Origin of the sequence: Buchnera aphidicola (Aphis gossypii), assembly GCF_013394915.1 — a bacterium.
Taxonomy (GTDB): Bacteria; Pseudomonadota; Gammaproteobacteria; order Enterobacterales; family Enterobacteriaceae; genus Buchnera; species Buchnera aphidicola_AZ.
The window spans coordinates 276,191-299,946 of sequence record NZ_CP056771.1 but is presented as its reverse complement, the minus strand read 5'-3'; the positions used below and the strand labels follow the sequence as shown (position 1 = coordinate 299,946).

Genomic DNA, 23,756 nt, shown 5'->3' with positions numbered 1-23,756 from the left:
TTAATATAAAAATATTTTAATTAATTACTGATTTTTTATAAAAAAGAATAGTAGCATAACAAATTTTTATATTCTGTACTTCCGCAATAGCTTTAAATTTAATTAAGTTTTTTTTATTTTCTAAATAAAACACTTCAATAAAAATTTGATCTCCAGGAATAACATTTTTTTTAAATCTCGCATGTTCAATACCAACAAAATAATATAACTTATTGATATTTAAACCTCCAGTACTTTTATGTATTAAAATAGCAACTGCTTGAGCCATAGCTTCAATAATTAAAACACCGGGAAAAATAGGATTTTTAAAAAAATGTCCTTGAAAAAAAGGTTCATTTATAGTGCAATTTTTTAATACTTTTAAATAATTAGATATCTTGAAATCTAAAATTCTATCAATTAATAAGAAAGGATAGCGATGTGGTAAAGTTTTTAAAATTTTTTTGATGTTTGAAATATTAGAATTCAAAATATTTGCCTTTTAGAAAATCAATTTTAAAAAAATATTTTAGAAGTTAAATAGATATTTTAATAAATTCAATTCAACTTATAATCACCAGCTTTTTCCGATATTAAACTGAAATGCTTCTAATTGATTATTCTCATTCTTTTGAATAGGATAAGCATAAGAAAACATCAATGGTCCAATAGGAGAAAACCATTGTAAAGCAAATCCAATTGAAGAATAAATATTTGTTAAATTAGAAAAATTGATTAACTGCGAACTAAAAGTATCTTTTTTTTGTTTTAGTCTGGTGTCCCAAATATTACCGGCATCTAAAAAAAACGAAGATCTAAAAAAATGTGTATTTTCTTCTTTAAGAAAAGGAATTGGTACAATTAATTCTAAATTGCTAATAAACATAGCATTCCCACCAATTGAATCCAAAGATTCACAAGAATTATTATTTTTATATCCAAGGCATTCTTTCAGATTTTTATTAGTATAACTTTTTTTTGGACCAATAGTATTGACGCGAAAACCACGAATATTATTTGAATTATTTGAATGAAAATTTTCATAAAAAGGTAATTTTTCTTGATTTAAACTATCTCCGAAACCAGCTTTAAAATGAGCTAAAAATATAAATTTATTTTCTTGATCTAACGGTATATACTGCTCAGTATCTAGTAAAAATTTGTAAAAATTATTATCAGAACCAGGAATAGTGTTTTTACCACTTAAATAAGTTTGATTACCAGAAATAGGAAAATAAAAATTTTTTAAAGTATCATGTAAAATTGAATAATTTAAAGTCAAGTCATTGACTAAACTGCTATTTAAAGATTGATTATCAATAGTCTTTGTCGCATGACTAAAAAATCTTTTTTTATTAATTGTATTAGTTAATTGTTTTTTACTTATTGCACTGTTTATATTCACCAAGCTATTCCGAGTATATCCAAAACCTATATTAAATCTATTAACATCATTTATTAAAAAACTTAAATCACTTTCAAATCCAGCGGTTTTTTTTATAAGATCTGACATATCACTTAAATGATATTTAAAATCATTGTAAAATAATCTCGCATTTAAATTTGTACCATTATCAAAAAAATATGGATATGTAAATAATAAATCTGCGTATTTTTGATTATCGTTTTTAATAATGCTAGTTTTCAAAGAATTTCCATATCCAAACAAATTATCTTTTGAAAGAGAAGCGTTTAAACTTAACCCACTATCTTTTCCATAACCTAATCCAAAATTTATAGTACCGGTAGAATTCTCTTTTACTTGATAAATAATATCAATTGCATTTCGCTTATCATTTACAAAATTTTTTATAATTTTAACATCATATAAATATTTTATTTTTTCTAATGATTCCTTTCCTAAATCAATTAGTTTTAAATTACACCATTGACCTTCCATTTGTTTAACTTCACGACGCAAAACTATATCTTTAGTTAACTCATTTCCTTGGAAAGATATTTTGTTGACAAAATAACGTTGATTAATATCTATATCAAAATTTAAAACTATAGTTTTTTCTCGGAAATTTATTTTAGGATTGATTACAACTTTAGAATTAATATACCCATGTTCAGATAAAAAATATTTAATTTTTTGAACAATTAAATCAATTTTTTCTTTATTATAAAATTCTTTATTTTTAATTGTAATAAGTCGCTTAATTTTTTCATAATACTGAAATACATTTCCATTAAGAAAAAAACGATCAATTGTATATTTGTTTCCTTCAGAAATATATAAAATAATATTTACTTTATTTTGATTTTTTAAAAAATTAACTATTTTTTTATCTATATGAAAATAATAATATCCTTTGTTTAAATAAAATTTATTTAAATCACTTAGATATTTTTCTAGTTGATTATAATAAGAAATATGCTTTCCTAAAAAATTCCACCAAGGTTGATAATTGTTTAACTGAATTAAAGAAATTATCTTATCTTGAGAAAAATTTTTATTTCCAATGATCTTAATATTATTGATTTGTAATAAATTTCCTTCATTAATTAATATTTTCAAATTAATTCTATTATTTGAAGAGAAAGTTGTTAAAAATTGAATTTTCACTCGATATCTACCGAGATGTGAATAAAAATTTTTTATATTACTTATAAAAATATCTTTTAAATACGGATTATATTGTTTTCCTACTGAAATTCCTAATTCATTAAGGTGATTATTTAAAATAGCATCTTTAATTAGATGATTTCCTGAAATATTAATATGATAAATTAAAGGTCGTTCTATCATTTTAAAAATAAGTGATTTTTCTGAAAAAAATACTTTAATATCTTGAAATTTGCCTGTTTTAAATAAAGATTTAATGCTCTTTTTAATATCGTTTTTAGATATTTTATTACCAACATTAAATAAAATGTTTTTTAATGCTTCTTCTTTTGAACAATAACTCAAACCTTGAAATTCAATGTTTTTTATAGTCCATATATTTTTCGAACAAATATTCATACTAAAAAACATCAAAAAAAGTATAAAAAATTTTTTAATTAACATTATTGCAATTTTTCCTGCAATAGATTTAATACTTTATATACTTAAAATATATAATCTAAAAGAAATTAAGAGATAAAAAATAAAATTTTGATAAGATTAATTATCTTAAAATACTTATAAAAATTTAAGTGATATTAAAAATTTTTAATTTTTAAAAATTCCCCCCAAAACGACGTTTTCGGGTAGAAAAATAATTTATTGCATTTTTAAATTCAAATGCATTAAAGTCAGGCCATAAAACATCAGTAAAATATAATTCAGAATATGCTATTTGCCATAGTAAAAAATTACTAATTCTTTTTTCACCTCCAGTTCTAATTACCAAATCTACTGGTAATAAATTATTTGTAGATAAATATTGAGAAAATATTTCCTCTTTAATTTGACTAATACACAAGATCCCTTTTTGCACATCGGAAAGTATTTTTTTTACACCTTCCACTATATCCCATTTACCACCATAATTTGCAGCAATATTTAAAATTAATCCATTGTTATTTAAAGTCATTCTTTCTGCATTATAAATATACAATTGTAATTCTTTATCGAAATAAGTTAAATCACCAATTACTTTTAAACAAATATTATATTTATTTAAATGTTGAATCTCATTTTTCAATGCAAATAAAAATAGTTCTAATAAAGCTATTATTTCAAGTTTAGGACGCTTCTGATTTTCAGTACTAAAGGTATATAATGTTAATACTTTTATTTTATTTTGAAGAGCAAATTTAACTGTTTTTTTAACTGCTTTAAAACCTTCTTTATGACCTAAAATACGAATTTTACCTCTTTTTTGTGCCCATCTTCCATTTCCATCCATGATAATAGCAATATGACGAGGTATTTTTTTTTCATTTTTACTGTATTCTTTAATTATTGACATAATATTACATATATTTTCTTTTAAAGAAATAATACTGATGCGAAAAATATTATTTATTTTATATATTTTAATATACTAAGGATAATATTTTTTTTTCTGTTTTTATTCTTGTTTTTTTATCAATTTCTAAAATTTCTTCAACAGAAGTCGGTTCTGGAAAAGAAGAAGAAATTAAAACATCACTATTAATTTCGGAAATTTTATTAAATCGAATTCTTGAATTTAAAAAAGCAGATACAGAAACCTCGTTTGCAGCATTTAAAACAGTCATAGCTGATTGACCAGAAGAAAAAGCATCGATTGCTAGTTTTAAACATGGAAATTGTGTAAAGTCTGGTTCAAAAAAATTTAAACACTTGAATTTTTTTAAATTTAAAAAATTAGCTCCAGATAAAATACGTTTAGGAAAAGCCATTGCATATGAAATAGCAACTTTCATATCTGGTAATGAAAGTTGAGCTAATACTGATCCATCAGTATGTTCTACCATAGAATGAATTACTGACTGAGGATGAACTAAAATATCAATTTCATTCTCTGATGCGTTAAATAACCACCTTGCTTCAGCATATTCTAAACCTTTATTCATCATAGTTGATGAATCTACTGAAATTTTTTTTCCCATAGACCAATTTGGGTGGTTACATGTTTGTTCTGGTCTAACAAAAGGCAAATCTTTTCTTTTTAAATGATATAACGGACCACCTGAACCAGTTAAAATAATAGATTTTATTCCATTTTCTTTTAAATTTTCTTTTCCTAGATTATTTTGTAAAAAGTGAGGTAAAATTTGAAAAATAGCATTATGTTCGCTATCAATAGGAATAATTTTAGCTTGATGGGAGGACAAAGCACGCATAAATATATCACCACAGGTGACTAGTGATTCTTTATTGGCCAATAAAATTGTTTTTCCAGCATATATAGCCGATAAGGTTGGTAATAAACCTTCCATTCCTACAATAGCAGATACCACGCAATCATTTTCTTCTAAAGAAGCTAATGTGCAAATTTCTTTACTTCCAGATAGAACCTGTGTTTTGATTTTTTTCTTTTTTAACTTTATCCTAAGTATATCTGCAGATTTTTTATCTTTCATTGCGACCCAATCGGGAGAAAAATATTCGCATTGTTGCAACATCACAGAAACATTTTTATTGGCAACTAATGCAATAATTTTAAATAGATCAGGATGATTTTTAATAATAGCTACTGTATTTGTTCCAATAGAACCAGTTGAACCTAAAATTGTTATTTTTTTCATAAAAATTTTTACTGTAAAAAAACTTTTTATTTATAATTTAAAATATAAATATTAATTTTTAAATTAAAATTCCATAAGTTCTTTTTCTTTTAAAATTAAAATATTTTCAATTTTTTTAATATACGCATCTGTCATTTTTTGGATTTGATTTTGCGAACTATGTTCTTGATCTTCTCCAATAATTTTGTTTTTTAAATAAACTTTAATCTGTTCGTTAGCATCTCTTCGAATATTTCGTATATGAATACGATTTTTTTCTGCATTAATTCGAACGATTTTGATAAGACTTCTCCTTCTTTCTTCTGTCAAACCTGGTATTGGAACAATAATATCTTTTCCATGTATAACTGGATTCAAATCAAGATTTGAATTTAAAATAGCTTTATTCACTAAAGATGTATTTGCGCTATCAAATATATTAATTTTAAGAGTATGATAATCCTCTACAACTATGTTAGATATTTGACGTAATGAAACTTTAGAACCAAAATACTCAATATATATACTATTAAGTAATTCTGGTGAAGCTCTTCCAGTTCTAATATTATTTACTTGAATTTGAAAGTTTTTAATGCATACTTCCATTTTTTGATTCGTTTTAATACATAACTGGTTAATCACATGTTTACCTATAGATTATGTTTTTATTATTAAATTATTCTTAATAAGATATTTTATATTTAAATAATGAAAATCTATAATAGATGTAAAAATATTCATATATTTATGCGGTAATAATAGTGCCCTCATCACATCCTGTAACAATACGATATAAAGAGTTAGGTTTATTAATATTAAAAACTCGAATTGGTAAATTATGATCTCTTGCTAAAGAAAAAGCACATAAATCCATAACTTTTAACTCTCTTTTTAAAACATCTCTGTATGTTAACTTTTTATAAAAAATCGCATTAGAATACTTTTTTGGATCTTTGGAATAAACTCCATCAACTTTCGTTCCTTTTAAAATAATATTTGATTGTGTTTCAATCCCTCGTAAACACGCCGCAGAATCAGTTGTAAATAGAGGATTTCCTATTCCAGCAGCAAAAATTACCACGTAATTATCGCATAAAAGTTTAACTGCTCGTTTATAAGTATAGGCTTCACATATACCATTTATTGATATAGCTGACATCACGTAAGAACGAATAGAATAATAATGCATGATATCATGCATTGCTAAACTATTAATTATTGTTGACAATATACCAATATGATCAGATGCTATTCTATTTATGCCAATTTTAGATAAAGTTGCTCCACGAAATAAATTTCCACTTCCAATAACTAAGCCTACTTGTACACCAATATTTAATACTAATTTAATTTCTTTGGCTATTTTTTTTAAAGCATTTACGTCAATACCAAATTTATTCACTCCTTGTAATACTTCTCCACTTATTTTTAATAAAATACGGGGATATATAAATTTTGTATTGGTAGACATTTTTTTGATCCAAATATATTTTACATTTGCAAAAAATAAACAATTTTATTGAAAAAAATCATATTATTATTAGTTAATATTTTTATTAATGTCTTCTCCAATTTCAAATCTAATAAAAGATATAATACTTCCATTGTTTTCTTTTAGTACTTGACCTACTGTTTTATTTGGTTCCATTATAAAGCTTTGACCAATTAATGAAATATTATTTACAAATTTATTCATGCGACCATCTACTATTTTTTGCAATATATGAGTAGATTTTTTATAACTTTTGACTAATTGTAGTTGAATATTATACTCTCTTTCAAAAATAGATTTTGGCACTTCATTAGGATTAATATATTCAGGTTTACTTGCAGCGATATGCATTGTGATATTTTTTAATATGTCTTTATTTAAATTATTCGCATTCACTAAGACGCCAATACGACCTGCATGTACATAAGAATATATACTCTCACCCTTTATCGTTTTAAATCGATTAATTTTAATATTTTCACCAAATTTAATAATTAATTCAGTTATTTTTTCTTCAAAATAATTGTTAATATCACAAATTTTTTTTATTCTTTTAGATAATGCTGTTGAGATTATTTCATTTCCTAATGAAATAAATAAATTATCTTTAGCTACAAAATCAGTTTGACAATTTAACTCGAGTATAGCACCAAAATTATTTTTAAAATTTGATAATATTAAACCTTGATTTGCAACGTTTTTTAACTTTTTTAAAACTTGTATTTTTCCTGATTTTCTTAAGTTGTCAATTGATAATTCAATATCTCCATTCTCTTCTACTAGCGCTCGCTTACATTCCATAAAACCAACACCTGTACGCAATCTTAACTTTTTAATTAATTCAGCAGTGATTTCAGTCATAAAAATAATCTCTTTAATTTTTAAAATATCAATATATATATTAAGTATTTATATTTTCTTTGGAATTTATTGATTCATTTTTTAATGAAATTTGAGTATCTGTTTTACAAATACTTATTGAGACGGCTTTTAAATATAGTGCTACAGATCTAATTGCGTCATCATTTCCAGGTATTATATAATCGACACCGTCAGGATTAGAGTTAGTATCTACGACTGAAAAAACTGGAATGCCTAAGTTATTTGCTTCTTGAATAGCAATGTGCTCATGAGCAGCATCAATCACGAATAAACAATCTGGAAGACCTCCCATATTTTTTATACCACCTAAACTATTCTCTAATTTAGATAACTCCCGTGCTCGTATTAATGCCTCTTTTTTTGTAAGCTTTAGAAAAGTTCCATCTTTGGATTCTATTTCTAAATCTTTTAAACGCTTAATAGATTGACGCACTGTTTTCCAATTAGTAAGCATCCCTCCTAACCAACGATGATTAACATAAAATTGATTGCAATTTATTGCTGTTTCTTTAATTTTTTTACTAGCCGCTCTTTTTGTTCCAACAAATAATATTTTTCCCTTTTTAAAAGATATTTTTTTCAACTCTAACAAAGCAAAATTCAACATTGGAAGGGTTTTTTCTAAATTAATGATATGTACTTTGTTTTTAGAACCAAAGATAAATGGTTTCATTTTTGGGTTCCAATATCTAGTTTGATGTCCAAAATGTACTCCTGCTTGTAACATATCTTTCATTGAAACTATTTCCATACAAACTCCTTTAAAAGAAAAGATTTTAAAAATAAACATTTAATAAAAACAATAATTTTACAACTTTTCAAGTAAAAAAAAAATATTTTTATACTATATTAAACATATTTAATAAATTGAATAAATATATCACACTTCAATATTTAAAATCAGTAATAATTGTAAATGTATTTTATTTTCTTAAATTAATGAAATAAAAAAATTTTATAATCAAATTTGATAAACTATAATTGAAATAAATTAATTTAATATATCTAAATTATGGTCAAAAATTATGAATTGTATGGTAAAAAAAGAATCAGAAATAGAAAAAATGAGAATATCTGGAAAATTAGCTGCAAAAGTATTAGAAATGATTGAAAAATATGTGCAACCAGATGTTAGTACAGAAGAATTAAACAATATTTGTCATAATTTTATTAAACAAAATGGCGCTATTCCAGCATGTTTAGGTTATCATGGATTCCCGAAATCTGTTTGTATTTCTGTTAATGATGTTGTATGTCATGGTATTCCGAGTAAAAATGAAATTTTAAAAATAGGAGATATAGTTAATATTGATATTACTGTTATTAAAAATAATTATTATGCAGATACTTCAAAAATGTTTTTTGTAGGAAAACCAAGCATTTTATCTAAATATTTATGTAAAATAACACAAGAAAGTCTCTATGCATCTTTAAAAATAATAAAAGCAGGAATACCAATATTTAAAATTGGAGAAATAATTGAAAATTATGTCGACAGTCATGGTTTTTCAGTGGTAAAAGAATATTGTGGACACGGTATTGGCTCTAAATTTCACGAAGAACCACACATATTACATTATAAAAATAACAATAAAACAATTCTAAAAAATGGGATGATTTTTACTATTGAACCCATGGTAAATACAGGAAAATCAGAAGTAAAATGCATGAAAGATGGTTGGACTGTAAAAACAAAAGATCATTCATTATCTGCTCAATATGAACATACTATATTAGTGACAAATTACGGATGTGATATCTTGACATGGCAAAAAAAAGAAAAAATACTTCCTAGTTTAAAAAATTAATAAAATAAAAAATTTACAATATATGAACATAAATTATATAAAACACAATAAATTAGGTTAATTTAGAATGAAAAAATTTCAAAAAATAATTGAAAATGCTTATGAATATAAAAATGAAATAAATTTCAAAAACATTAAAACAGAAACTTATGAAGCAATAAATCATATTATTAACTTATTGAATAAAGGGAAAATACGTATTTCAGAAAAAAAAGATCAGACATGGATTACTCATCAATGGTTAAAAAAAGCAATATTATTGTATATATATTTTACGAAAAATAATATTTTTTTATCTGAAAATACTAATTATTACGATAAAATTCCTCTCAAATACAATAAATATACTGAAAAAAAATTTAAAGAAGAAAAAGTTCGTATAGTGCCCCCAGCCACTGTTAGATATGGCGCATTTATCAATCATAACAGTATAATTATGCCATCATATGTTAACATAGGTGCATATATAGATGAAGGAACTATGATAGATACATGGGCAACGGTAGGTTCATGTGCACAAATTGGAAAAAATGTACATTTGTCTGGTGGAGTAGGTATAGGAGGCGTATTAGAGCCTTTGCAAAACAACCCTACTATTATCGAAGATAATTGTTTTATAGGTGCTCGTTCTGAAATTGTTGAAGGGGTAATTGTAGAGCAAGGTGCTGTAATATCTATGGGAGTTTTCATTGGAAAAAGTACAAAAATTTATAATAGAGAAACAGGGGAAATCTCCTATGGAAGAATTCCTGCTAACTCTGTTGTAGTTTCAGGAAGCATTCCATCAAAAAATAGAGAATATAATTTATATGCGGCGATTATTGTCAAAAAAGTTGACCATAAAACAATAAGTAAAGTAGAAATTAATCAATTATTACGAAATTTAAAATAAAAGAGGACCGCCCGGATTTTTAAATCCAGGCGGAAATTATATAACAAATTATTCACTGACTAAATAAATGTTATTAATACCTCTTTTAACTCTAAAAACTAATACATTTGAGTTGCTATCTAAAGCTCGTTTTAAGTCATCTAGATTATTTATTAAATTTTGATTAACTTCTATAATAATATCATCTTGCTTAAAACCAATCTTTGCAGCTGGACTGTTTATCTTAACGTTTTCTACTTTTACACCTTTTTGTTTGTCCAGATAATTAGATAAATTAGCACCTTCAATGCCTGTATAAATATCTCCGAAATTCATGTTATGTTTAACAGATGGTTTCAATTCAACAAATATATATTTAATTTGACTATCCCTAAATATCCCTAGCGTCATTTTCGTAGTTACTGGTAAAGAACCAATTTCAGCACGCAATGCCGCAAAACTAGAAATAGGTTTTTTATTTAAAGACACGATAATATCCCCAGCTTTAATACCTGCTTGAAACGCAGAAGAGTCAGGCAATACCTGACTGACAAATGCGCCTTTGTGAGTATTAATTTTCATTATCTTTGCTAAATCAGAAGTTAATTCCATTCCTATTATACCTAACTCACCACGTCTCACTTGTCCAAATTGAGCCATTTGAGCTGTAAGATTTTTAACCATATTACCAGGAATGGCAAAACCAATACCTATATTACCTCCATCTGGTGCTAATATTGCAGTATTAATCCCTATTAACTCACCATTTAAGTTAACTAAAGCTCCGCCGGAATTACCTCTATTAATAGCTGCATCAGTTTGAATAAAATTCTCGTAATGCTCAATATTTAATCCACTTCTTCCTAAAGCAGAAATAATACCAGATGTAACCGTTTCACCGAGACCATAAGGATTGCCAATAGCTACAGTATAATCACCTACTCTTAGGTTATCAGAATCTGCAATTTTTATTGCACTTAAATTTTTTGCATTTTTTAATTGTATTAAAGCAATATCAGATCGTGCATCTTTTCCAATTACATAGGCTTCATAACGACGTCCATCACTTAGTTGAGCTTGTATTGTATTAGCATTTTCTACAACGTGATTATTAGTTACAGCATATCCTTTTTCAGCGTCAATAATAACACCCGATCCTAATGCACGAAATTTTTCGTTAGCACTGTTATTAGAATTTGAATTGGAATGGCAAAAGGGAGAGTTATGGAAAGGTGAATTCTTTTGGCAAAAAGGAGAATTATCATCAAAAAATGGTTGAAATTGATGAGGTAAACGAGAAGTATGAATTATAGTACTTCCTTCAATATTGATACTAATTACTGAAGGCATAACTTTTTCTAACATAGGAGCTAAACTAGGAATAGCGGGGGTAGAAGAAATATTATTAGAGTTAAAATTTTTATTTCCCCAAGACATTCCTAAGATAAGCAATAGATTTAAAATAAATACTGTCCGGTATAATACTATATTTATTCTTTTCATTATTTCTTTCTCATAAATTACAATTTAATCTTAAATAGATAAAAAACGAGTAAAAACCCAAAATTTTTAATTAAAATTAAATCTTAGTATACACTTCATGACTTATTAACTCCATTGATCCTTAGAAAATGAGAAAAGCACTAGAAAAAATAATTGAAAATTGTAATTTTATAAATCCTTATTGCCTGTTAATATAAACAAATATTTATAAAAAATTTTCATAAAAAATATTCTTCTCATTTAAAGAAATGGTTTCTCATTTATGATATTTAATAGAATAATTAATATCTTTTTATTATTCTTCATTTGTTTTTATACAACATATCAAAGTAAAAGTGAAAAAATAAAAAAACAAATAGAGTTAAAAGGAAAAACAATGGGAACATACTGGCGAGTAAAAATTCCCAATATACAAATAAAAAATATAAAAAATCTAAAAAAATTAATACAAAAAAATTTAGATTCAGATGAAGAAATCTTATCTCCATGGAAAAAAAAATCTTTGGTTCACAAATTTAATCAATTAAAAAAAAATACATTATTAAAGATTGATAAAAAGTTTTTAAAGATTATTTTAACGGCGCTTAATATTCACGAAAAAACCACTGGAAAACTAGATATAACTATTGGTAGTTTAATCAATATATGGGGATTTGGTACTGAAAAAAAACCTCATAATTATCCTTCGATGAGTATAATAAAAAAAAATATAAGTCTTTCAGGTATTGAACATTTAAAAATTATTAACAATTTACATGGTATATATTTAAAAAAAAATATAGATATAAAAATAAATCTTTCTACATTAGGTGAAGGATTTGCTGCAGATCATTTATCATGTGTACTAAAAAAAAAAGGAATTAAAAATTATATAATTTCAATAGGAGGTACAGTTTTAGTCGAGATGAATAATAAAAAAAAATCAAAAATTATTGCAATTCAAAAACCTACTGATAAAAAACAACTAATTCAATTACTTATTCATCTAAAAAACAAATCTATTAGTACAGCTGGAACTTATCTGAATTACTATACTATTCATGGAAAAAATATTTCGCATATTATTGATCCTGAAAGTGGTATCCCTGTAAAAAATAATTTAGTATCTGTAAGCGTTATATCTTCTCATGCATTAGAAGCAGATAGTTGGGATACTGGGTTACTCTTGTTAGGTTTTAAAAAAGCTAAAAAATTATCTATCAATGAAAATTTAGCTGTTTGTTTAATAACTAAAAAGAAAGATATTTTTGTCACATGGATTTCACCTAAATTTAAAAAATTTTTATTTTTAAAATAAGTATTTTAAAGATGATAATTTTGATAAAACATATAATTGTTTTAATTTATTTTCAATTTATTGATAATATTTAATATATTTGTAATAATAAAAACAATAACTAATATCAATTAATTTTTTTAAATTTTATTATTCTTACTTTATCTAGATAAACTATCAGGATAAACTACAAATAAAACTAGGAATAAACCTAATAAAATAGCATCCTGGAGGAAAAAATGGAAATATTATCAGGAGCCGAAATGGTTATTAGATCATTAATTAATCAGGGAATACAACATATATTTGGTTATCCTGGTGGTGCGGTACTAGATATTTATGATGCTCTAAAAACTATTGGTGGAATTGAACATATTTTAGTAAGACATGAACAAGCAGCTACTCATATGGCTGATGGATATGCTAGATCTACTGGAAAAACAGGTGTAGTATTAGTAACTTCTGGGCCAGGTGCCACTAATGCAATTACTGGAATTGCTACAGCTTATATGGATTCAATTCCAATGGTCGTAATCTCAGGACAAGTAGCATCATCTTTAATTGGATATGATGCGTTTCAAGAATGCGATATGATTGGAATTTCTCGACCTATAGTAAAACATAGTTTTTTAGTTAAAAAAACTGAAGATATACCTAATGTTTTTAAAAAAGCTTTCTGGATAGCATCTACAGGACGTCCTGGTCCAGTAGTTATTGATTTACCTAAAGATATTTTAAGACAAAAAAGTAAGTCTGAATTTATATGGCCCAAAAATGTGCATATACGATCTTATCAACCAACTACTAAGGGCCATCAAAAACAAATTAAAAAGGCATTAAGCATATTATTGAAAGCAAAAAAACCTGTTATTTATGCAGGTGGTGGAGTTATTAGTTCTAATAGTAGTAATGAGTTAATAAAATTTGCAGAAAAAACTAATTGCCCTGTTACAACATCTCTAATGGGATTAGGAGGTTTTCCAGGGAATCATCCTCAAAGTATTTCTATGTTAGGAATGCATGGAACCTACGAAGCTAACATGGCGATGCATCATTCGGATGTTATTTTCGCAATAGGAGTGAGATTTGATGATCGAACGACAAATAATCTAAAAAAATACTGTCCACATGCTACTATTTTACATATTGACATCGATCCTACATCTATCTCTAAAACTGTTCCAGCAGACATACCAATAGTAGGTGATGCAAAATATGTTTTAAAAGAACTAATCAAGCTGATAGAAAAAGAAAAAAAAATTCACTCTTTAGAAAAATGGTGGAATACTATCGAAGAATGGAAACAAATAAAAAGCTTAAAATATGATATAAAAAACACGCAAATCAAACCTCAACATGTTATTGAAACTATTTTTAAACTGACTAAAGGAAAATGCTTTGTTACGTCCGATGTTGGTCAGCATCAAATGTTTACAGCATTATATTATAAATTTAATAAACCTAGACGTTGGATTAATTCTGGTGGATTAGGTACTATGGGATTTGGATTACCTGCAGCACTAGGTGTAAAATTAGCAATACCTAAATCCACTGTAATTTGTGTGACGGGCGATGGTAGTATTCAAATGAATATTCAAGAATTATCAACTGCAAAACAATACAATTTAGCTGTTTTAATACTAAATTTAAATAACTCTTCTTTAGGTATGGTTAAACAGTGGCAAGATATGATCTATTCTGGGAGACACTCTCATTCATATATGGATTCGCTTCCAGATTTTGTTAAATTAGTAGAATCATATGGACATATTGGGTTACGTATAGATAAAATAGAAAAATTAGAAAAAAAATTAATATTGGCATTAAAAAAATTATCTGAAGGAAATTTAGTTTTTTTAGATATCCAAATAGACAATACTGAGCACGTTTATCCTATGCAAGTTCAAGGAGGGGGTATGAATGAAATGTGGTTAAGGAAAAAAGAGGTTTTCTAATAAAAAATATGCGAAGAATTTTATCTATTCTCTTAGAAAATGAATCAGGTGCATTATCACGTGTTATAGGTTTATTTGCACAAAGAGGTTACAATATAGAAACAGTCACAGTAGCTCCTACAGAAGATTCTTCTTTATCAAAAATGACTATACAAACAGTGGGTAATGAAAAATCTATTGAACAAATTGAAAAACAACTACACAAATTAATTGACGTTTTAAGAGTTATTAAAATTGAACAAATATCTCATATAGAACGTGAAATTATGTTAATAAAAGTACAAACAAATAATTGTAAAAATGACATTAAGCATATTACCGAAGTTTTTCGAGGACAAATTGTAGATGTTACATCGACTACATATGTACTACAACTTTCAGGGACAACAAAAAAATTAGATTCTTTTCTTAAAATTATTAGAAATATATCTGAAGTTATTGAGATGACTCGCTCAGGAATAGTGGGAATTTCTCGAGGATAATTTAAATAAAGCATATTTATCAAAATTTTATTATTCATCAAGCATGGTCATTGATATTTTAAAATGATCATGTTTCTATTTTATCTATATCTTATAAAATTCCAATATGAATCAAAATATAAAACACATTCCTGTAATGAAAAAAGAATTAATTGAATCGTTAAAAATAGAAGAAAATGGTATTTACATTGATAGTACATTTGGAATGGGCGGGCATTCTTTAGAAATTTTAAAAAAATTAGGGGAAAAAGGTAAATTATATGCTATTGATAAAGATTTTAATTCCGTATTAATAGGCAAAAAAATTCAAGATAAACGTTTTTATATAACACATAATAATTTTTCAAAAATTTTAAATTATGCTAGATCTGAAAAAATCATTAAAAAAGTAGATGGAATATTATTTGATTTAGGAATATCTTCATTGCAAATAGAAGATTATAAAAGAGGGTTTTCATTTAAAAGAAATGGCCCTCTAGATATGCGAATGAATCAGACTTGTGGTATTACAGCGTCAGATTGGATTTTTCAAGCAAATACTGAAAAAATTATTTTTGTTTTAAAGAATTTCGGAGAAGAACGATTTGCAAAAAAAATTGCATATGCAATTAAAGACTACAACAGAAAGAAAAAAATCACAGAAACTTTAGAGTTAGTAAACATCATTAACAAAGCGATACCAAAAAAAAATATTTTTAAACATCCAGCTAGACGCACTTTTCAAGCAATTAGAATTTATATTAATCAAGAGTTAGAAGAAATTAAAAACGCGTTAGAAGATTCATTAAAAATATTAAAACCAGGTGGACGTATTACAGTTATTAGTTTTCATTCATTAGAAGATAGAATCATTAAAAAATTTATGATTAAACATAGTTCAAAAGCATCAGTTCCATATGGTATGCCTATAACAGAAAAAGAAATAGATAAACTAAAAATTTGCAAATTAAAAATTATACATCGAATATTACCAACTTGTGAAGAAATTCAAAAAAATCCTAAATCCCGTAGTTCTATATTACGTACAGCAGAATTAAAAAAACATGAATAAAAAAAAACACTACGATTTACCGATAATTATCAAAAATGATTTCCTTTTATATGGAAAAATACACTTAATTCTTTTGTTTGCAATAATATTATCTGCTAATTCTATCGTAATAGTAGTTTATAAAACTAGAATGCTGATTGCTGAACAAGAACAATTACGTATAGAACAAAAAAAAAAAATGATGAATGGAGAAATTTGATTATTGAAAAAAATACTCTATCTCCACCTCTAATCAATTAGAGAATGTTTCATTATTTTAAACTAAAAACTATTCTAATAAAATATATACTACACTAAATTTTTAAAGATTTTGGAAATAAAATAATCATAAAATGGAAATTAAAAAAAATATAAAATTATTTAAACCAAAAAACACAAGAAAAAAAAATTACATAAATTGGCGTTTTATAGCGCTATGTATTGTTGTTTTTTCATTTTTGATTATCTTAACATTGCGTACAATGTTTATTCAAGTAATTGATTCAAAAAAACTTTCATATGAAGGAGATCGTAGAACTTTAAGAATACAACCTGTAACAAATACTAGAGGCATTATTAATGATCGATTTGGGTATCCATTAGCTGTGACTGTTCCGGTAAATGCAGTTTTTATAGACCCCAGTATGATTCAAAAAGATATAGATATTGAAAACAATGCAAGATGGCAAGCATTGTCTGAGATTCTTTCTATTCCGCTAAAAAAAATCGTTTTTCATGCAAACTTTAATAAAAATTTAAAATTTATTTACTTAGCACGTCAAATTACTCCTGAAGTTGGTGAATATATTAAAGAACTAAAATTACCTGGAATATATTTACAAGAAGAAGGGAAACGTTATTACCCTTCCGGAAAAATTGCTGCACAACTCATTGGGTTTAATAATATAGATGATGAAGGAATAGAAGGTGTTGAAAAAAGTTTTGATAATTACTTAACAGGAAAACCGGGAAAAAGAAAGATAAGAAAAGATAATCAAGGCCATGTCATTGAAAATGAGTCTTTAATTCAAAAATTTAATTCTAAAAATTTAATATTAAGTATTGATAAAGAACTACAAACTATTACTTATCAAAAGTTATGTGAAGGTGTAAATAAAAATAATGCAGATTTTGGAATTGCTGTATTAGTTGATATCAAAACCGGAGAAGTATTATCAATGGCAACTAGTCCTGCATACAATCCAAATGAAAAACAATATACAGTTTCAGAAAATTTTAGAAATCGAGCAATTTCAGATGTTTTTGAGCCAGGATCCACAATTAAACCTATAGTTATTATAGAGGGGTTGAAAGAGGGTATTATTAAAAGAAGTTCAGTAATAAATACTAAACCTTTTTTTGTTCAAAAACATCAAATTAAGGATGTTTCATATCATGAAAAATTAGATATCACTGGAATACTAAAAAATTCCAGTAATGTTGGTGTATCAAAAATTGCACTTTCTATGGAGAGTAAAAATTTAATTAATGCATATTTAAAATTCGGATTAGGTCAAAAAACAAATTTAGGATTAATTGGGGAAAGCCAAGGATTTTTACCTAAAAAGAAAACCTTATCAAATTTAGACAAAGCAACATTTTCTTTTGGATACGGATTGATGGTAACACCACTGCAATTAGCTGGATTATATGCAACGATAGGAAGTTATGGAGTTTATAAACCGTTATCTATTATTAAAATTAATCATCCATTATATGAAAAAAGAGTTTTCCCTGAAAAATATGTAAAAGAAGTGCTTAACATGATAGAAAAAACTATAGAAATAGATGAAAATATTAATCAAAAAGATATAAAAAAGTATCGTGTTTCTGTGAAAACCGGTACAGCAAAAAAAGTTGGAATTGATGGACATTATATTAAAAAGTACATAGCATATACTGCTGGTGTTGCTCCAACTCACAATCCGAAATTCGCTCTAATTATCGTCATTAATAATCCTAAAGGAAACAAGTACTACGGAAGTGCAGTTGCTACTCCAGTTTTCAATAAAATCATAATATCAGTGTTAAAGAGAATGAATATTACACCGGATAACTTATAAAAAATAAATTTAAATATAATGCAATGAAAGAAAAAAACTTAAAATATTTTTTATCACCTTGGGTTAAAAATCTTCCGAAAATCAATATTAATAATCTAGTTTTAGATAGTAGAAAATTAACATCAAAAGATGTATTTATAGCTATAAAAGGCAAGAAAAAAGACGGACATGACTTTATTTTTGATGCGCTTTCTAAAAAAATAACAGCAGTATTATCTGAAACTACAAAAAAAAAACAACATGGGAAAATAAATTATATTAATAATATTCCTATAATATCTTTTTTTAAAATCTCTGAAAAACTTTCAATCTTAGCTGGAAGATTTTATTGTGAACCAAGCAGTCGATTAAAAGTAATTGGAATTACTGGGACAAACGGAAAAACTACAGTATCACAACTAATAAATCAATGGAGTGAATTATTAGGTAATAAAACCGCAACAATGGGAACTCTTGGAAATGGTTTTTACAACTTCTTAAAACCCACAATCAACACGACTTCATCAGCTATTGATATACAATCATTTTTACATTCAGTGTCAAATAAAGTGAAGTTAGTCACTATAGAAGTGTCTTCGCATGGATTAGTTCAGAATCGTGTGAAAAATGTTTTATTTTATATTGCAATATTTACTAATTTAACACAAGATCATTTAGATTATCATGGAAGTATAAAAGAATATGCATTAGCTAAACTTTCTCTTTTCACTAATCATCAAGTCAAAAAAATAATATTAAATGCTAACGATAGATATGCAAAAAATTGGTTAAAAAATTTTTCTAATAAGTATACAGTAGCAGTAACAATTAAAGATCCTCAACAAAAAAAATATGCTACAAAATGGATAAATGCGACTAATATTAAAATTTATAGCAGTAAAACTAATATAAAATTTGAATCTAGCTGGGGAAATGGTACATTGTCTACTTGTTTAATAGGAAATTTTAACGTAGAAAATTTATTATTAGCACTTGCATGTATGTTAGAAATGAATTATAAATTACCTGATCTAATTAAAACATCTATCCAACTTAAACCAATATATGGACGTATGCAAAAACTGGTTTTTTCTAAAAAACCAATTTTTATTATAGATTACGCTCATACTCCTGATGCTTTAAAAAAAGCGCTTAAAACTATTAAATTACAATATTCTCAAAAGAGAATATGGTGTATATTCGGGTGCGGAGGGGAAAGAGACAAAAAAAAACGACCGTTAATGGGGAAAATTGCGGAAAAAATAGCAGATAAAGTCATCATTACTAATGATAATCCTAGAAATGAAAATCAAAATATAATTATTAACGAAATTATCACTGGATGTAGAAAAAAAGAAAAAATAACAATTATCCCAGATAGAAAAAAAGCGATTGCTTATGTTTTTTTTCAATCAAGTATTAATGATATAATTTTTATTTCTGGTAAAGGACACGAAAATTATCAAATAGTTGGTGATAAATGTATTTATCATTCAGATCAAGAAACAGTTTTAAATTTATTGGAAGAACAACATGATTCCTATGTCGTTAAAAAAAATTGCTAGTATCACAAACGGTGAACTATATGGAAAAAATATCACAATACATCATATTAGCATAAATAGCAAAAAAATAGTACCCAATACTTTATTTATTGCATTAAAAGGTGACAAATTTGATGGGAATGTTTTTATCGAAGAAGCCATTAAAAAAGGATGTTGTGCAGTCATAACTAACCAGAAAATTATATCTTTCATTTCTTATATCATAGTAGAAAATACTACTATTGCTTTAGGGCAAATTGCTAATTCACTTCGAAATACAATTCAACCAAAAATATTGGCTATCACTGGTTCTTGTGGAAAAACTTCTGTAAAAGAAATGACAGCTTCTATACTTCAGAAAAAAAATAACATAATATATACTATGAACAATGAAAACAATCATATAGGAGTGCCTATTACTTTATTAAAATTAAAAGAAATAGATAAATATGGATTAATTGAATTAGGGGCTAATAATCCTGGTGATATTCGTTATATTTCAAATATTTCTGAACCAAATGTAGCGTTAATAAATAATATTTATCACTCACATTTAGCAGGTTTTAAATCATTATTAGGCATATCAAAAGAAAAATCAGAAATATTTTCTTATTTAAAAAAAAATAGCATAGTAATTATTAATTTAGATAGTCATCATCTTTCACAATGGAAAAAAAAAATTAAAAATAAAAAAATATTTTATTTTTCTATCGAAAAAAAAAAACAAGCAATTTTTTTGTTACTAATATTAAGATTTATTCATATCAAACATGTTTTATCATGCATACACCAGCTGGAAAAATAAACATTAGACTACCATATATAGGATATCAAAGCATATCCAATGCTCTAGCTGCTAGCGCTCTTGCATTTTCAGTGAATACACCATTACAGCAAATTCAGATTGGTTTATCAGAATCCCCTATTATACCAGGAAGATTAGAACCTATAAAATTGAGTCAAAATAAAATTTTAATTAATGACACATACAACTCAAACGTTGCTTCTATGATCATAGCAATTAAAATTTTAGAAAAGATGCCAGGTTATAAAATACTAGTTGTAGGAGATATGGCCGAATTAGGCGAAAAAAGCATTCTATATCACAAAATTATAGGAAATATTGCTAATTTATCAAATATTGATCATATTTTAAGCTTAGGAAAGTATAGTCGTGAAATCTTTAAAATATGTAAAAATGGAAAACATTTTTCAGAAAAACAAAAACATATATTAAAGAAAAAATTAAAAGAAAAGATTGCAAAAAAAAATATAACTACAATTCTAATTAAAGGATCACGTAATATGAAAATGGAAACAATTATAAAATATTTAATAAAAGAGTATAAAAAAAATGATATTTTTAATTAACAAATATTTAAATTTTAAAATATTTAATTTTATTTCTTACCGCATAATGTTTAGTTTGCTAACATCATTTTTTGTAAATTTATTTATTGGCCCATATATTATATCTTATTTTAAAAAATTACAAAAATTTCAAATCATAAGAACTAACGGGCCCATTGAACATTTAAAAAAAAATAAAACCCCTACTATGGGAGGGATATTAATTATAATATCAATATGTTTATCTGTTTTTCTTTATTGTGATTTATGTAATATATATATTTGGTATGTTATGTCTATTATATTAGGGTATGGTTTAATCGGATTTTTAGATGATTATAAAAAAATTAAGTTTAACAACTCAAGTGGATTAAAAATATTATATAAATTTTTTTGGTTATCAATCATTGCTATATTAATTATTTATATTATGTATATCAATAGAGAAAACAAAATTAATATTGAGTTAATAATTCCTTTTTATAGAAAAGCAATAGTAAAAATAAATTATTTTTATATATTTTTATCTTATTTTGTTATGGTAGGAACAAGTAACAGTGTAAATTTAACAGATGGATTAGATGGGCTAGCGATTATGCCAGTAATCCTAATATCATTCGGGTTGGGTTTAATTTCTTTTCTTAGTTCTGAAATTTATTTATCTAACTATATAAATGTTTTTTACTCAAAACAAGCAAATGAACTAAGTGTTTTATGCGCATCAATTGTTGGTTCTGGACTAGGTTTTTTATGGTTTAATACTTATCCTGCTAAAATATTCATGGGCGATGTTGGTTCTTTGTCGTTAGGTGGTGCATTAGGAATTATATCTATATTATTACATCAGGAGTTATTATTAATAATCATGGGTGGCATTTTTGTTATGGAAACTATATCTGTAATATTGCAAATTTTCTACTTTAAATTTAAAAAAAAAAGAATATTTAAAATGGCTCCAATTCATCACCATTACGAAATAAAAGGTTTATCAGAAACTTTGATTACTATTAGATTTTGGATAATATCTTTTATATTGTTACTGATAGGAATTATATCTTTAAGGATGCATAATGCCATATAAGTATTCAGAAAAGAAAATATTAATTTTAGGTATAGGATTAACTGGTATATCTTGCATTAATTTTTTTTTAAAAAAAGGAGCAATTCCTAAAATAATTGATGAATCTGAAAAACCTAATTATTTAAACAAAGTTCCTAAAAATATTCAATATAAGTTAGGAGGTTTGGAAAAAAAATGGATTTTAGAATCAGATTTAATTGTTATAAGCCCTGGTATCTCTTCGTATAAACCTATTTTGATAGAAGCTCGTATGCTAGGTATTGAAATCATTAGTGATATTGAATTATTTGCTAGAGAAGTAGAATCTCCAATTATTTCTATTACCGGTACTAATGGAAAAAGTACTGTAGCAACAATGGTGAAAGAAATTGCAAAAAAATCAGGATATAAAACTTATTTAATAGGTAATATTGGATTTCCAGTCTTAAATATATTATCAAAAAAAGCTGATTTATATATACTAGAATTATCTAGTTTTCAGCTTGAAAATATATTTAGCTTAAAATCAAAAATAGCTGTAGTACTTAATATTAATGAGGATCATTTAGATAGATATCCAAAAGGATTTAAGCAGTATAAAAAAATTAAATTATCTATTTATAAAAATACAGAAATATGCTTAGTAAATCTAAAAGAAAAAAATTGCTTTTTTAAAAATAAACAAAAAAAATATATTACTTTTGGAACAAGCAACAGTAATTATTGTATTAAAAATATACAAGGTAACAATTTTTTGTGTCATGAAAAAGAAAAAATAATTAATGCATCAAAAACTTTACTATATGGATATCAAAATTATGAAAATGCTTTAGTTGCGTTAGCAATTTCAGATGCTATGAAATTTCCCCGAGATGTAGTTAAAAATGTGCTTAAAAATTTTAAAAACTTACCACATCGATTCCAAATAGTACATAAACATAATAATATATCTTGGATTAATGATTCAAAATCTACTAATGTTAGCAGTACTGAAATAGCTTTAAAAAATATTTCAACTCAAGGAACAATATGGTTGTTATTAGGGGGGGATAAAAAATCCGCTGACTTTAATATCTTAAAAAATTATTTAGAACAGTTAAAAATTAAAATCTATTGTTTTGGAAAAGACGGTATAAATATAGCTCAAATATTTCAAAAAAAATCTATTTATGTTGAAAATTTAAAAGACGCAATTATTTTAATTTCAAAACAAGCAAAACAAAATGATGTAATACTTTTATCGCCTGGTTGTAGTAGTAAAGATCAATTTAAAAATTTTGAAGAAAGAGGTAATCTTTTTATAAAATTATTAAAGGAAATAAGTTAATGTTTCTAAAAAA

At 25.5% G+C, this 23,756-nt stretch carries 22 protein-coding genes; 13 read left to right on the top strand and 9 right to left on the bottom strand.

Translation table 11 applies throughout. The features are described from left to right. Window positions 1-16: 16 nt before the first annotated feature. The 8 genes from fabZ to rpsB form a co-directional block, all read right to left on the bottom strand. Entirely contained in the window at window positions 17-469 is a 453-nt protein-coding gene (fabZ, locus tag HU701_RS01420) for a 3-hydroxyacyl-ACP dehydratase FabZ (RefSeq protein WP_158346259.1), read from the bottom strand. An 84-nt stretch (window positions 470-553) separates the two neighbouring features. Continuing rightward, the gene (gene bamA / locus HU701_RS01415; protein WP_248594369.1) at window positions 554-2,947 is read right to left on the bottom strand and encodes an outer membrane protein assembly factor BamA; all 2,394 of its coding nucleotides are present in this window, start codon (window positions 2,945-2,947) and stop codon (window positions 554-556) included. Window positions 2,948-3,143: 196 nt separating this feature from the next. Next, window positions 3,144-3,878 carry a polyprenyl diphosphate synthase gene (gene uppS / locus HU701_RS01410; protein ID WP_178919122.1) on the bottom strand — a complete coding sequence of 245 codons (735 nt, stop codon included), beginning with the start codon at window positions 3,876-3,878 and terminating at the stop codon, window positions 3,144-3,146. A gap of 67 nt (window positions 3,879-3,945) precedes the next feature. Then, window positions 3,946-5,142, bottom strand: coding sequence for a 1-deoxy-D-xylulose-5-phosphate reductoisomerase (ispC, locus tag HU701_RS01405; RefSeq protein ID WP_178919120.1), 1,197 nt, complete (start codon window positions 5,140-5,142; stop codon window positions 3,946-3,948). 63 nt (window positions 5,143-5,205) lie between these two features. Then, window positions 5,206-5,763 carry a ribosome recycling factor gene (gene frr, locus HU701_RS01400; RefSeq protein ID WP_158346251.1) on the bottom strand — a complete coding sequence of 186 codons (558 nt, stop codon included), beginning with the start codon at window positions 5,761-5,763 and terminating at the stop codon, window positions 5,206-5,208. A gap of 103 nt (window positions 5,764-5,866) precedes the next feature. Continuing rightward, window positions 5,867-6,592, bottom strand: a complete 726-nt coding sequence (gene pyrH, locus HU701_RS01395; RefSeq protein ID WP_158346249.1) for a UMP kinase — start codon at window positions 6,590-6,592, stop codon at window positions 5,867-5,869. Between the two features lie 69 nt (window positions 6,593-6,661). Beyond that, window positions 6,662-7,474, bottom strand: a complete 813-nt coding sequence (tsf, locus tag HU701_RS01390) for a translation elongation factor Ts (protein WP_178919118.1) — start codon at window positions 7,472-7,474, stop codon at window positions 6,662-6,664. A gap of 40 nt (window positions 7,475-7,514) precedes the next feature. Further along, window positions 7,515-8,246: a 30S ribosomal protein S2 gene (gene rpsB / locus HU701_RS01385; RefSeq protein ID WP_158346245.1), complete on the bottom strand. Its 732-nt coding sequence runs from the start codon at window positions 8,244-8,246 to the stop codon at window positions 7,515-7,517. A 274-nt stretch (window positions 8,247-8,520) separates the two neighbouring features. Between rpsB and map the strand changes: the two genes are divergently transcribed. Together map and dapD are read left to right on the top strand one after the other, a co-directional pair. Then, window positions 8,521-9,303: a type I methionyl aminopeptidase gene (map, locus tag HU701_RS01380; protein ID WP_158346243.1), complete on the top strand. Its 783-nt coding sequence runs from the start codon at window positions 8,521-8,523 to the stop codon at window positions 9,301-9,303. A gap of 67 nt (window positions 9,304-9,370) precedes the next feature. Next, window positions 9,371-10,195, top strand: coding sequence for a 2,3,4,5-tetrahydropyridine-2,6-dicarboxylate N-succinyltransferase (gene dapD / locus HU701_RS01375; RefSeq protein WP_158346242.1), 825 nt, complete (start codon window positions 9,371-9,373; stop codon window positions 10,193-10,195). Between the two features lie 48 nt (window positions 10,196-10,243). Here the strand turns inward: dapD and degP are convergent, their stop codons facing one another. After that, window positions 10,244-11,677, bottom strand: a complete 1,434-nt coding sequence (gene degP, locus HU701_RS01370) for a serine endoprotease DegP (protein ID WP_158346240.1) — start codon at window positions 11,675-11,677, stop codon at window positions 10,244-10,246. 262 nt (window positions 11,678-11,939) lie between these two features. Between degP and HU701_RS01365 the strand changes: the two genes are divergently transcribed. The 11 genes from HU701_RS01365 (at window position 11,940) to murD (ending at window position 23,743) form a co-directional block, all read left to right on the top strand. Beyond that, window positions 11,940-12,974: an FAD:protein FMN transferase gene (locus HU701_RS01365; protein WP_158346238.1), complete on the top strand. Its 1,035-nt coding sequence runs from the start codon at window positions 11,940-11,942 to the stop codon at window positions 12,972-12,974. Window positions 12,975-13,192: 218 nt separating this feature from the next. After that, window positions 13,193-14,908, top strand: coding sequence for an acetolactate synthase 3 large subunit (locus HU701_RS01360; protein ID WP_178919116.1), 1,716 nt, complete (start codon window positions 13,193-13,195; stop codon window positions 14,906-14,908). A gap of 8 nt (window positions 14,909-14,916) precedes the next feature. Continuing rightward, a complete protein-coding gene (gene ilvN / locus HU701_RS01355) occupies window positions 14,917-15,390 on the top strand; it encodes an acetolactate synthase small subunit (RefSeq protein WP_158346867.1) in 474 nt (157 codons plus the stop codon). Window positions 15,391-15,496: 106 nt separating this feature from the next. Then, complete coding sequence (gene rsmH, locus HU701_RS01350) at window positions 15,497-16,441, top strand: 16S rRNA (cytosine(1402)-N(4))-methyltransferase RsmH (protein WP_158346236.1); 945 nt, start codon at window positions 15,497-15,499, stop codon at window positions 16,439-16,441. Window positions 16,442-16,514: 73 nt separating this feature from the next. Next, window positions 16,515-16,640, top strand: coding sequence for a cell division protein FtsL (locus HU701_RS03105; RefSeq protein ID WP_256868553.1), 126 nt, complete (start codon window positions 16,515-16,517; stop codon window positions 16,638-16,640). A gap of 133 nt (window positions 16,641-16,773) precedes the next feature. Beyond that, a complete protein-coding gene (gene ftsI, locus HU701_RS01340) occupies window positions 16,774-18,483 on the top strand; it encodes a peptidoglycan glycosyltransferase FtsI (RefSeq protein ID WP_178919114.1) in 1,710 nt (569 codons plus the stop codon). Window positions 18,484-18,506: 23 nt separating this feature from the next. Beyond that, a complete protein-coding gene (gene murE / locus HU701_RS01335; RefSeq protein WP_178919112.1) occupies window positions 18,507-20,027 on the top strand; it encodes a UDP-N-acetylmuramoyl-L-alanyl-D-glutamate--2,6-diaminopimelate ligase in 1,521 nt (506 codons plus the stop codon). After that, window positions 19,996-20,811, top strand: coding sequence for a UDP-N-acetylmuramoyl-tripeptide--D-alanyl-D-alanine ligase (locus tag HU701_RS03100; protein ID WP_226856610.1), 816 nt, complete (start codon window positions 19,996-19,998; stop codon window positions 20,809-20,811). The genes murE and HU701_RS03100 overlap by 32 nt, the downstream gene beginning before the upstream one ends. Next, on the top strand, window positions 20,787-21,377 hold the full coding sequence (locus tag HU701_RS03095; RefSeq protein WP_226856609.1) for a glutamate ligase domain-containing protein: 591 nt from the start codon (window positions 20,787-20,789) through the stop codon (window positions 21,375-21,377). The genes HU701_RS03100 and HU701_RS03095 overlap by 25 nt, the downstream gene beginning before the upstream one ends. Beyond that, entirely contained in the window at window positions 21,361-22,437 is a 1,077-nt protein-coding gene (gene mraY, locus HU701_RS01325) for a phospho-N-acetylmuramoyl-pentapeptide-transferase (protein WP_158346230.1), read from the top strand. Before HU701_RS03095 ends, mraY begins: the two co-directional genes overlap by 17 nt. Then, window positions 22,427-23,743 (top strand): UDP-N-acetylmuramoyl-L-alanine--D-glutamate ligase, encoded by a 1,317-nt coding sequence (gene murD, locus HU701_RS01320; protein WP_158346228.1) that lies wholly within the window; start codon window positions 22,427-22,429, stop codon window positions 23,741-23,743. The genes mraY and murD overlap by 11 nt, the downstream gene beginning before the upstream one ends. Window positions 23,744-23,756: the final 13 nt, after the last annotated feature.